The following is an 11,234-nucleotide window of genomic DNA, read 5'->3' as shown; positions in this document are numbered from 1 at the left end:
TAAACTCAGTGCAAGGAGTTTTGATAGCCAAGTGAATGAAATTCATGCACGTGTAGCAGTCCTCAACAGATTTACGGAATTAGGTCGACCACTTACCCAAGTTACGCCTTAAATTTGGCTCAATTAGGGGGGGCTTTGTATTTCAAATCTTTGTGCAACAAAGCCTACAAGCATTAAAATATTTTGAGGAGTCGTCAAAAAAAGGACTTTCAGAAGCTCAGTTTACTTTAGGAACCATGTATTATCAGGGGGATGGGGTAAAAGATGAGCAAAAAGGGATTCAACTGTATGCCCAAGCAGCCAAACAAGGGCATAAGGAAGCTAAATTTAATTTAGGTAATTATTATTTGAAGAATGAAGACTTAACTCAAGCAAAAAAAATATATGAAGAATTGGCAAATGAAAATTATGGGATGGCTCAATATAATCTAGGTTATATCTATTTAAGTCATTTCAATGATGAAGAAAAAGCGAAACATTGGTTCAAACTTGCAAATTTCAATGGCGTGAAAGAAGCTAAAGTGGCACTTGACGAGTTAGGTGAAAGTTGAATTTAGTTTTAGGAATTAAAATAAAAATAAATTGAATAAAAAAAGCCCCCTCAGGGCTTTTTTTATTATAAATTAAGGTAATTATGGAAATAGCACTACACTTAATCCCAGCATTAACGTTGCATAATCATTGTATTAGCTTTTTATTTATTGACTTTAAGTTGAAGCGTAAAAATCGTGTATTAAGTCTAAGAACCGCAGAGTTATATGTCGATGCTAAAATGGCAATGCAGGTTTTATCAAGCTTTTAGCAACCCCTGACTATACTCAATTTCAGCATGAAGAATATTCAGTTTATAAAGATCCGATATGGAAAACGGAAACACGAAAAAATAAAGCTGAATTGGAGCGGGTGCTTTTTTATCACTGTGACCAAGTTGGTACGCCGCAAACATTGAGCAATGAGTTATGTGAATCTATATTGGAAATTAAGCCAGATGTGTGGGGTAATGCTTTAGAAATAAAGGCTTCTCATAATTTACTTGAGCAAATCAAGATTCGTTTTCAAGGGCATGAGCAAGATCTGAGCACTGCTCAGATTTAAGCGCAAGGATGGCGAAACAGGCTTACATTCTACTCTTACCGTTATTATGAGCCTGAGAAATTTTAAAGCACTGCTTTAGAATTGCGTAAGGCAAGATATGTAAGTAAAGACCCTATAGGATTGTTTGGAGGGCTTAATAACTCAATTTATGTGAGCAACCCGAATCAGTGGATTGATCCGATGGGGCTTAATCAAGAGTGGATAAATATTAAAACAGGCGAGCGTGCTGGACGAAAAAAAGGACCAGATTGGGAAAATTGGTTCCCGTACAAAGATCCAGATGGAAGACTAAATGCTGCAGCATCTTCGGTAGAAACGAAATTAAATACTAAACGTCAACAAGAAATTGAAAGTTATAATTATAGGATTGAAACTACAAGAAAAAGTGAAAACGTTAACAACGCTTGGAATCAATCCGTAGAGAGTATGAATATTCAAAATAAATTATTATCTAAACGAATTCCAAATGTTAATTTTATATGTGAATGTAAAGTTACACTATGGGGATCAATTAAAGAAGACTATCAAAGTGGTGAAATATTAGATAATGGTCTCAGATGTGTATTGGGAGTATCGCATGGATTCACAATGGGGTTATCAACAATAGCATTAAGAGAAAATAATCTAGTACCAGAACATTTGCTAGACACAGATCATGTCGCTTTTAATACAGCAGACAATGTGGTACTACTTGGTACTATAGTTACAGGTCGAGGAGTAGTATTATTAAAACAAGGAGCACATTTATCTAATTCTGCGAGACGTATGGATCCTGAACAAGTCAGTTATGAACTTATATCTAATGTAAATAAAGTTGCAGATAAAAAAATGGCTAAAGGCTTAGCAATAATGGGGGGCAATATTTACAAAGTGAGGTTGAGGGGGAGGTTGTAGATAAGTTTGATAATTTAATTTTTGGCGATTAATAATATGAGGAAAATGTTTTTTATATTGGGATTTATTGTTTTTTTATTTTATAGTTCTTATGACTGTATTGTGAATGATGTTTGTGGTTTTGGACGTGCTGGCAGAGATGTATTGTGGGGTACGTTAACTTCATACTTTAAAATATCAGTTAATATTTTTTTTATGATATTTTTTATAATATATTTGATGATGTGTTTTAATAAAAGGTAGTTTTAGGAGGTGGTGTGAGATACTTATTTATCATTAGACTTCTTTCATAATTCATTTTTTTCTATACTTTTTCAGCAAAGAATTCCCGCCCTCGATCGGTCTGTATTCGCTGCTGTTCGGTGTTTATATATCCTTAAAACGCGATATCGTGTGTAGTCATCGATAGATGTGTACTGATATAGCCCAGGACCCAGTTTACAGGTATCCATTTGAATTCTATCGCCTGGTAATGGGCGTTCATAACGAATAAAATCTGCTCTACGACGAAATTTTTATTGGTTTGACTTGATGGGAGGATATTACTTTATGGATAGACCCTAAGGACAGCGAGACTCCGTGCAGCCTCATCAATTCTGTTTGCAAATGTCGGGCACCAAGATTTCTAGCTGAACGTATTTCTAATATTTAGACTTCTAGCTCAGCACTGATTTTAGTATTTGGCGATTTTAAGGGACGTCTACTCTGGCTACTTAACCCATATATACCTTGCTCACAATATCGTTTCCACCACTTGCGTAACGTTGGTCTGGAAATGCCACATCTCCGACAGACTAGGCCAGCATCATTGGTCTCTTCAAATAATTTAACCCATACGAGTCTTTGTTGAATTTCTCTGTTCATAGACACCCATTAGATTGAAATGATGTCTATGAATCACACCCCTAAACTAAGGCTGATCGGCAATCAATTCACATTGGTTAATGAGCTTAATCAAAGTGTTTTGCACATATTCTTCAAACTCAATACCTTGTTCTTCCGATATTTTTTCAATTTTTTTAAGAACATCACTATCTAATTCAAATTCTATTTTCTCTGATGTTTCCATTAGTAAATCATAGTTATTTTCGACCATTTTTTTGAACATTTCTTCTAAGTTGTTTCTCGATGATACCTTGAAAGATAGTCGTAAAGAGCTATTAATAATTTCAACATGAGTATATCCAATATATTCAGTCAATTTTCCTACAAATCCTAAATGCTTCATAATCATGCTCAAATATACTGAAAGGAAATAGCTCTCCACTAATAGCTATGTAAATTAAGCTAAACTTTCCTTTACAAACGTTGGATCAACAATAAATAACCTAATTAATGATGTTGCTGCACCAGAAGGTCTTCTCACACCTTGTTCCCAAGATTCTAATGTACGTTTGGAAACACCAAGGAGCTTAGCAAACTGTTCTTGTGTCAGCTGTGCCTTTCTACGTGCTAAAGCTACATCTGTTTCAGTAATTACTATTCTTTTTGCAGCATTATTTGCCAACATATCATCGATGCCTTGTAAGATTTCAGCTTCAATATCTCTTGTTGCTTCAAAGGCTTCTAGTTCTTTTTCAGTCATTAAACGAGTCATTTAATTTCTCCACCAATACTTGAAGGGTTTTCTTACTAAGTTGTACCGTTTGCTTTTTACTGTACAAGGTTAATAACCAAATCTCTCCATTCGTTAAACGATTAAAGTAGATGACTCTGACACCACCACTTTTGCCTCGACCACCGCTAGTCCATCTGATCTTACGAATGCCACCCGAATTAGGTTCGACATCCCCGGCCTCAGGATTTAATGCCAAGAATGTTTTAAATTCCTCATATTCTTCCTGAGTCCAATAAACAAGACAGTATTTGGTAAATAAAGGGGTGTCACATATTGTATACATTGCTTGTGTTTATACCACCTTGTAGTAGTTTATTTTATACTACTTTGTGGTACTTTTAAATATGAATGTGTAATTCGTAGGATGAAAGATGATATATTATTTTGCAGAAGAGCCCTTCTAGGTAGTGTTACCTAGGAGGAAAAATGAAAAAGCTGAAACTGATCCTAGCCAAAATAATGGACAGTACTTCCCTCTAAAGATAACGTAACGTTAACTTTGGAGATACAAGAAATGGGCAAACGTTTTAGTCCTGAATTTAAACAGCAAGCAATTGATTATGCACTTTCAAACTCACACGAGTCAGTAGCTGCAATCTCCCAGAAATTAGGTGTGGGTTATTCAACATTAGATAAATGAATTCGTGAAACCAATCCGGCAGGTTCAAACAAACGTCAACTTTCACCAGAACAACAGCGGATCCTAGAATTAGAGAAAGAAGTCAAACAGCTCAGGGAAGCCAATGACATCTTAAAAAAAGCGCATGTGTACTTTCTGACAGATCATGCCAAGAAAAGTACACGGTAATTCAAGATCTAGCTGTGAATGGAGTCACTGTATCTTCTGTCTGTAAATGCCTGGGTGTCAGCACTTCAGGCTATTATGCCTGGGGTTGCTGCGCATATGCGTCCATTCCTCGGAAATATTGGTACGACACCTTCACGTGACTTACCAGACTCTCACAACTGCCACGACTTTGGTCAGTATTTGATTGATGCACCGCATAAATTCGGAATGACTGAAGAAGAACTTATCGCAGCCAAAACAGACGGTCACATGGATACCAATTCGATTCATCCAGGCTGTATTTTGATTTGTCCTGTGAAAGTACCAGGTGCAGGTGTCTACATGGGGGATATGCATGCGCAACAAGGCAATGGTGAAATTGCAGGACATGCCACGGACGTTTCAGGCGAAACAGAATTACAAGTGGAAGTGATTAAAGGCTTAACAATTGACGGCCCAATTTTACTTCAAGCACCAGATGACTTACCACCAATGGCACGTCCATTTACCAAGGAAGAGCGTGAAAAAGTGAAAGCTTTAGGTGTGCGTTGGGGACAAACTGAGATTGAGGAAAGTGGTCCAATCACATTTATGGGAACAGGTAAGAACCTCAATGATGCAACGGACAATTCATGATTACATCCATTATTATAATCATGAAAGAATACAACTAAATTTAAAAGGATTGAGCCTTGTTCAATTCAGAACTCAATCCTGTTGTTAACTAAACTGTCCAAGATTTGGGGTTCAGTTCAAATGGGCGGTTTTTTAGTTGCCTAGATTGTAGTAATGGTCTAGTTGTCTCATTTGGTAGTCGCTCATTTCAGCATCCTTAAAGAATTCATCTCTTGACTCAAGTACATCTCGAACATTCTTTATGATCTCTTTTGCCTGAAACTCGGTTAACCCAAAGGCATTGCAGCGACTCAATAGATTTTGCGCCGTTCCGATTCGGCCTTCTTCTCCCACGGCGATCGCATGTTCTTTTGGGTAAGATGCGCGAGATCCGTGCGGTAGAACATCAAATAGAGGGCTGAGTGAATAATGATGATTTTTCATGTCATGCATTAAGAAGCCATGGTTTTTTAAATGATCATCTGTATTACTGATCATCACATTCAAGACCATGCGCTTATATAGCTCTAATTGATTGCTGATTGCGTCATGGCAAATTTGACTGCAGATCTTAGACAAATGCATATAAGACATCTTTAAGTCGTCTACGCGCACTTTACGGATGTTCATAAGGCTGTGTGCGCTGATGTAGTGTTTCTTTCGCTCAGGGCAGTTACGATCAAAGCGCTCAACAAGCAAAATAGGGTTGCCTTCAACTTCTTCAAGCTCGACATTGCTGACATTCAAACCTAAAGCTTGCGCCATCTTCATTGATGCATATTCAACTTTTGCATTATCAAAGAGGTCATCGGATTTATTGAATTTCGCAATCCACTCAATGCCTTTGTGCTGTACGACCACTTTAGGTCGCGCACCCCCCATTGATGACCCATGGTGAATGAGTTTTGATAAATAATTATCGGTCATCATGCTGATCATGTTCGGGTCTTGGTGCTGATCAACTGCTTTAGATAATTTTAAGTAAGCCTGTAAGTCAGAGAATTTAACAAAGGATTCTTTGCCAACGGTTTTGACCGCTTTAGAAGACAAACTCGCCACTAAGCACCCAACTGCATTACCACGTGCCGCAATAAGCCATTCAATTTGATTGAGTGGTACGCGAGTGTGCTGGGTTAACGTAAGCTTACGACCCCAATTGTCGGGCGTAGCATCTGCAAGTACGCCAAAGCCATCTTTAGCTGCAGTGGTGTACGCCGTGTTGGGTGTAATAAATGGTAGGTTAATTGGATCAAGCTCAAATGAGTTATTGAGATCCAAATAGCTCTTACCATAAATAAAATTATAGATTGAATCTTTGAGCGCATATTGAGCAACAACTTGCGGCGTATCGCCTGTATCCAAAAAAATGTAGCAGCTCTTAATTTCTTCTTGCATGGATAGGTTTTTAGAAGTCATCACTCATATCCTCTGATTTATTATTAGCGCGGACTCGAACTTTTTTGGTAGCGAGTGCTTTTCCAACTTCGTCATTTTGTGGGTTCGCAATACTAAGCAAACTGTCTTCCAAGCCAAATACAACGAGAATGGAAATAAGATTTTTTAGGTTAGAGCTGGGTTTGCCGCTTTCAAGTCGTGAGATTGTCTTTTCATCCACATGCACACGGTTAGCCAATTCGCTAATCGTCATATTCCGGTTCATGCGTGCTGTTTTAATGTTACTCCCGATCTGAACTAACAGATCTTCAACACCCTCAAGCATAAAATCACTTGCTGCTCTTTTCATGAAAAATCTCCTAAATACGGTCATTATATACAGATTAACCGACTTAAGCAGTATTTTATGGGTGTTTTTAAATTATATTTGTAAGAGATTTTAAGCTCTTGAGCCTATTTGCAGGGTTGGTGCATAATTTAAATTGACTTGAGAGGAAGTGCGCTGTGTAAGTGTGAGAAATAAAAGAAAGGTAAAGTAATGGATCAACCGAAAATTCTTTTGGAAATGGAGCAATTTTGTGAAACTAATAGCAATGTAAGGTTAATGCTCAGGGAAGTAAGTCGTTATCCTTTAGGTGAATGCGTCATGGAACGTATGTCATTAAAAACGCAGGCCATGCAGCGCATAGATGACATGGTAATGTTTCATAGGTTTGCAATGTCTGTACATAAACAGTGATCTTAGCCAAAATAATGGACAGTACTTCCCTCTAAAGATAACGTAACGTTAACTTTGGAGATGTAAAAATGGCTAAACGCTTTAGTCCAGAATTTAAACAGCAAGCAATTGATTATGCGCTTTCAAACTCACACGAGTCTGTAGCTGCAATCGCCCAGAAATTAGGTGTGGGTTATTCAACATTAGATAAATGGATTCGTGAAGCTAACCCAACAGGTTCAAGTAAACGTCAACTCTCACCAGAACAACAGCCCATTCTAGATTTAGAGAAAGAGGTCAAACAACTCAGGGAAGCCAATGACATTTTAAAAAAGGCGCATGTGTACTTCCTAACAGATCATGCCAAGAAAAGTACACGGTAATTCAAGGTCTAGCTGTGACAGAAATTAAGGTTTCATCTGCCTGTAAATGCCTAGGTGTTAGCACTTCGGGATACTATGCTTGGCGGAAGCGACAGATTTACGCTACTCAAAAATATACTGATTTAAAAGCTGTATATTGGCAACACCATGCTCGCTTAGGAGCACCTTCATTAGTTCATGACATGCATGATTTAGGTTACTGCATGAGTGAACGTACAGTTGGAAGGATGCTAAAAAAGCTTGGTTTACGCAGCAAGATTTCCCGCAAATATAAGCATACAACTGATTCAAATCATCGTTTGCCGACGGCACCGAATTTGTTAGATCGCCAGTTTACAGTCACTCGGCCAAATAGAATTTGGACGACCGACATAACGTATATTCACACCAAAGAAGGTTGGTTTTACTTATGCGTGATACTAGATTTATTTAGTCGTCGTATTGTGGGTTGGCAAACCAGCCATCGAATAGACCGTCAATTGACGTGTGATGCATTTAATTATGCAATGGCTCGTAAGGGGTATCCAATGGATGTTATGGTCCATTCTGACCAAGGCTCACAATACTGTAGTCGAGATTTTAGAGCGCTATTGTTGACGAATAACTGCATTCAAAGCATGTCTAGACGAGGCCTTGCGCAGTATACTGCTCATGGGATAATGCGGTGACGGAAAGCTTCTTTCATACATTGAAAGGTCATGTGGTACACGGGAGTGTGTTTACTACCCGAAAAGAAGCCAATGCTGTCTTGTTTGAATATATTGAGATTTACTACAATCGAATTAGACGGCATTCTGCAAATGGCTGGTTAAGCCCAGAAGCTTTTGAACAGAATTATTTCAAGAATTTAGAGGGACCGATTGTCCACGATACTGTCTAGGATCATCTCTGCATTAGTCACAATAATGTCCCAAATTTCACGCATTTTATTGGCTTTACTAGTTTTTTTTCCCTTGTATGGTACTGCTTGGCTTTTGCGTATTTTGTGGTACAGCCCTTGCTTTACAACCACAATCACTTGTTTTGGGATCCGCAGATACTCGAATCATCGCAAGTTTTGTGCTACTACCTAAAAATCTTGTGTAGTTAGTCATTTGTTTTTGATCAGGAGGGTCTTTGCTGTCCAAAAACTTAATTTCGACCCAATGTAAAATATTATCAATCGTTGGCACTTTCATAATATCTTTCACCACAATGACATCAGCCCCTATTCGATGATCTCCTCCTGGGGTTTCCATAAATTTATGTCGCGGAGGATTAGCCCCTGAAACCATCAATGGTTGTTTGCTTTTTATGTCATAAATCACTTCTGCTTTAATTGGACATTTATGTTCCATCACAATATCTACCAAGGCAAAAATCACTTGTACCGCTTTTTGTCTAAGATGGCGTACCCCCCCATAAACTAATCACCTTATCAGCCATGGTTTCTTTTCTTGGGGCTTTTCCTGTTACACCACCAATCTGATTGCTAAAACAGCAAACTTTACAAATCACTGATTTAAATAAAATTGGTTTCTTGGTGTAAACCTCATACCACGCCCCGACCCTTGAAGCTTGTGAAGGTGCTGTAGGTTTAGTTGAACCACTAGGTTGTGGTGTTGTTGAACCTCTTTGCTCTTTTTTAATATCCGTTACAACTTCTGTTGCAAAAGAAAAAAATAAACTCAATCAACTCTTGGGCTATATCTGCGCCAATATCTTTCAAAAAGGGAATTAGATGTTTTTTTACCAGTTCGGTGGTAACTTTAGCTGCCTGATTTAATAACTTTTTTAGGACATAGAGTAAAGCTCTTAATAAAAATGCAAGTACAACATAAACAGCAGCAGCAATAACTGGAGCAACCATAATTTTCTCTTATTCTTCTATTTCTAAATCAATATCATCAAATTCATCTTCTGATCCAGTCAGTGAAAAGCAAATGGCTTTATATGGATGGTCAACAATAAATGCTCAATGCGCACCAACTGCTCGTTTTGTGATGTTTGGTTGTAATACAGCATCTGATGACAAAGTTGTTAGAGTGTTTGCTAAAGATTTATCTGAATGTTCTAATTTTCAAAATGTACAAGTATGGGGACAAACTGGACCTGCAAAACCTTCATTTTATCCAGATAAGAGAGATAGTAGTGTCTTAAGAAATATGGGAACTGGTTGGACAGTCAACACTACTTATATGGTGGCTTCTACGCCAGGTGATGGTTTTGCTGCAACTCGTGGTGTGCCACTATTTTCTCCACCTGCTCTACCCATGAAAAAATTTATCAATGGTGTATTAATAGAAACAGCATTCCAAAATCAATTTAATGATCATAGGAATAACGTAAATTGAAGAAAAAAATTGGAATTTTTATCATCCTTATAGGCCTAATTATGGTAATAGCTACTAATTTTGAAAAGAAATATGAAACTCAGATCAGTATTGACTTAGATGAAGATGTAAGGAAAGATAATTTAAAAATAATAATAAATACATATGGTTATTTACTAGATGGTTATGAGTCAAGTAAACATATTGGTCAGACAAATACGTATTTATTTTTATATAAGGATGCTCAGATTCAAGATTATAGAAATACTAAAATCAATAAATATAGTGATTATTATATCTACGCTAAATATGGAAATAAGTATGCAAAAATGAAGTATACAAACTCTTTAGTTATGGGAAATAATGTAACTTCTATAAAAATTTTTATTAAAAAATTTAATGATTTATATTACATTTCTTCAAGTAATATAACACCCAGTATTGAAGCTATTTCAGAAAATTCCTTTAAAGACATAGATGCTTTCAAGAGTAATAAGCATGACATTAAGATGTTAGGCTATCTAGATAAGCCTTAATTATTATGTTTACCTTAAGTCGGCTTTGTTGCACAAAGATTTCATAACTATATGATTTTAAAGGTTTTGATTATTTTTTGATCCAAAATTAAATTTATTTAAATCAGATGCTTACATATTTATGCAACAAAGCCATGTGGATGTGGGATATACGGAGATAATTTCAAAATGAAAAAAAAATTGATTATAATTTTCTGTAATTTGTTTTGTTTAATATTAGTTGGTTGTCAGAAAAAAGAACCAACGAATTTGATTTTGAGTAATGAACCTGAAAACTTGAGATTAATGGCTGAGGGGAGAATCATTTTTGGTGGCAACTTAGAAAATGCGAGAAGTTTTTCTTCATATGCGTCTTATAAAGTTCTATATGAAATTAAAGGTCAAAACTTAACGTTAGATGAATGGTTATCGAAAGACATATTATTAAAACAAAGAGGTTGGAAGTATTTAGGAAAAAAAGATAATGGCTATATTTACTGTCAGAATATGACACAGTTTGAAGTTGTCCCTCCACAATCGATCATTAAAAATGCAGTGTTACAAGGAGGAGATATGTATAAACAGGCTAAAGACTATTGGGTAATTGGTTTCAGTACTGCAAAAACAAGTTCGTATAATATGTGTGAAAAAGAAAGAAAACATAAAGTTAGTTAATCAACCTTGATATTAGATCTCTTTCATAAATCAAAAAACGAGCACCTTTTTGATTGATATTTGTACTCTAACTTTCTTAGCATTTATGCATAATCTGCGGAGGCTTTGTTGCACAAACCTATCTGTAAAGGCTTTTTCAGCGATATAATTTTCAAATGAAGAAGCCTACACACAAAATCTATCGCACAACCAATTGGCCCGCATATAACCGAGCACTCATGAGTCGC

Annotated in this window: 15 protein-coding genes and 5 pseudogenes; 11 read left to right on the top strand and 9 right to left on the bottom strand. The window is 36.7% G+C overall.

From position 1 onward, the window contains the following. The 4 genes and pseudogenes from FTU34_RS16720 to FTU34_RS16710 all read left to right on the top strand — a co-directional run. Positions 1-112: pseudogene (locus FTU34_RS16720) on the top strand (IS5/IS1182 family transposase); the annotation flags it as partial. Positions 113-152: 40 nt separating this feature from the next. Beyond that, on the top strand, positions 153-551 hold the full coding sequence (locus FTU34_RS16715) for a tetratricopeptide repeat protein (RefSeq protein ID WP_180036202.1): 399 nt from the start codon (positions 153-155) through the stop codon (positions 549-551). A gap of 352 nt (positions 552-903) precedes the next feature. Next, a complete protein-coding gene (locus tag FTU34_RS17970; protein ID WP_257226322.1) occupies positions 904-1,095 on the top strand; it encodes an RHS domain-containing protein in 192 nt (63 codons plus the stop codon). An 81-nt stretch (positions 1,096-1,176) separates the two neighbouring features. After that, positions 1,177-1,989, top strand: coding sequence for a hypothetical protein (locus FTU34_RS16710; protein WP_257226321.1), 813 nt, complete (start codon positions 1,177-1,179; stop codon positions 1,987-1,989). A 307-nt stretch (positions 1,990-2,296) separates the two neighbouring features. On the opposite strand, the pseudogene FTU34_RS16705 reads toward FTU34_RS16710, so the two are convergent. From FTU34_RS16705 to FTU34_RS18070, 4 genes and pseudogenes are all read right to left on the bottom strand, one after another. Next, positions 2,297-2,853 (bottom strand): annotated as a pseudogene (locus tag FTU34_RS16705) (helix-turn-helix domain-containing protein); the annotation flags it as partial. Between the two features lie 46 nt (positions 2,854-2,899). Further along, positions 2,900-3,217: a hypothetical protein gene (locus FTU34_RS16700; protein WP_180036203.1), complete on the bottom strand. Its 318-nt coding sequence runs from the start codon at positions 3,215-3,217 to the stop codon at positions 2,900-2,902. 54 nt (positions 3,218-3,271) lie between these two features. Beyond that, a complete protein-coding gene (locus tag FTU34_RS16695) occupies positions 3,272-3,586 on the bottom strand; it encodes a DNA-binding transcriptional regulator (protein WP_180036204.1) in 315 nt (104 codons plus the stop codon). After that, positions 3,567-3,890: a transcriptional regulator gene (locus FTU34_RS18070; protein ID WP_306669820.1), complete on the bottom strand. Its 324-nt coding sequence runs from the start codon at positions 3,888-3,890 to the stop codon at positions 3,567-3,569. Before FTU34_RS18070 ends, FTU34_RS16695 begins: the two co-directional genes overlap by 20 nt. A gap of 231 nt (positions 3,891-4,121) precedes the next feature. On the opposite strand from FTU34_RS18070, the pseudogene FTU34_RS16690 reads away from it, so the two are divergent. From FTU34_RS16690 to FTU34_RS16680, 3 genes and pseudogenes are all read left to right on the top strand, one after another. After that, positions 4,122-4,498, top strand: a pseudogene (locus FTU34_RS16690) (transposase); the annotation flags it as partial. After that, on the top strand, positions 4,434-5,030 hold the full coding sequence (locus tag FTU34_RS16685) for an acetamidase/formamidase family protein (protein WP_180036205.1): 597 nt from the start codon (positions 4,434-4,436) through the stop codon (positions 5,028-5,030). The pseudogene FTU34_RS16690 and the gene FTU34_RS16685, both read left to right, overlap by 65 nt. Next, positions 5,026-5,118: pseudogene (locus FTU34_RS16680) on the top strand (IS3 family transposase); the annotation flags it as partial. The gene FTU34_RS16685 and the pseudogene FTU34_RS16680, both read left to right, overlap by 5 nt. Before the next feature lie 44 nt (positions 5,119-5,162). On the opposite strand, the gene FTU34_RS16675 reads toward FTU34_RS16680, so the two are convergent. Both FTU34_RS16675 and FTU34_RS16670 read right to left on the bottom strand, forming a co-directional pair. Then, complete coding sequence (locus tag FTU34_RS16675) at positions 5,163-6,425, bottom strand: type II toxin-antitoxin system HipA family toxin (protein WP_227554839.1); 1,263 nt, start codon at positions 6,423-6,425, stop codon at positions 5,163-5,165. Further along, positions 6,415-6,753 carry a helix-turn-helix domain-containing protein gene (locus FTU34_RS16670; RefSeq protein WP_111886070.1) on the bottom strand — a complete coding sequence of 113 codons (339 nt, stop codon included), beginning with the start codon at positions 6,751-6,753 and terminating at the stop codon, positions 6,415-6,417. Before FTU34_RS16670 ends, FTU34_RS16675 begins: the two co-directional genes overlap by 11 nt. Before the next feature lie 458 nt (positions 6,754-7,211). On the opposite strand from FTU34_RS16670, the pseudogene FTU34_RS16665 reads away from it, so the two are divergent. Next, a pseudogene (locus FTU34_RS16665) lies at positions 7,212-8,385 on the top strand (IS3 family transposase). Between the two features lie 58 nt (positions 8,386-8,443). On the opposite strand, the gene FTU34_RS17965 reads toward FTU34_RS16665, so the two are convergent. From FTU34_RS17965 to FTU34_RS17955, 3 genes are read right to left on the bottom strand one after another with little or no spacing between them, the layout of a single operon-like run. Continuing rightward, positions 8,444-8,869 (bottom strand): hypothetical protein, encoded by a 426-nt coding sequence (locus FTU34_RS17965; RefSeq protein ID WP_257226320.1) that lies wholly within the window; start codon positions 8,867-8,869, stop codon positions 8,444-8,446. A gap of 16 nt (positions 8,870-8,885) precedes the next feature. Beyond that, positions 8,886-9,176, bottom strand: a complete 291-nt coding sequence (locus tag FTU34_RS17960; RefSeq protein ID WP_257226319.1) for a hypothetical protein — start codon at positions 9,174-9,176, stop codon at positions 8,886-8,888. Then, positions 9,130-9,354, bottom strand: a complete 225-nt coding sequence (locus FTU34_RS17955) for a hypothetical protein (protein ID WP_257226318.1) — start codon at positions 9,352-9,354, stop codon at positions 9,130-9,132. Before FTU34_RS17955 ends, FTU34_RS17960 begins: the two co-directional genes overlap by 47 nt. A gap of 73 nt (positions 9,355-9,427) precedes the next feature. Between FTU34_RS17955 and FTU34_RS16655 the strand changes: the two genes are divergently transcribed. From FTU34_RS16655 to FTU34_RS16645, 3 genes are all read left to right on the top strand, one after another. Then, positions 9,428-9,838 carry a hypothetical protein gene (locus tag FTU34_RS16655; RefSeq protein WP_180036206.1) on the top strand — a complete coding sequence of 137 codons (411 nt, stop codon included), beginning with the start codon at positions 9,428-9,430 and terminating at the stop codon, positions 9,836-9,838. Beyond that, the gene (locus FTU34_RS16650; RefSeq protein WP_257226317.1) at positions 9,835-10,353 is read left to right on the top strand and encodes a hypothetical protein; all 519 of its coding nucleotides are present in this window, start codon (positions 9,835-9,837) and stop codon (positions 10,351-10,353) included. Before FTU34_RS16655 ends, FTU34_RS16650 begins: the two co-directional genes overlap by 4 nt. A gap of 168 nt (positions 10,354-10,521) precedes the next feature. Then, on the top strand, positions 10,522-11,007 hold the full coding sequence (locus FTU34_RS16645; protein ID WP_180036207.1) for a hypothetical protein: 486 nt from the start codon (positions 10,522-10,524) through the stop codon (positions 11,005-11,007). Positions 11,008-11,234: the final 227 nt, after the last annotated feature.

Source organism: Acinetobacter sp. YH12094 (assembly GCF_013419295.1).
Taxonomy (GTDB): domain Bacteria; phylum Pseudomonadota; class Gammaproteobacteria; order Pseudomonadales; family Moraxellaceae; genus Acinetobacter; species Acinetobacter amyesii.
This window is presented reverse-complemented; position numbering and strand designations above follow the sequence as displayed.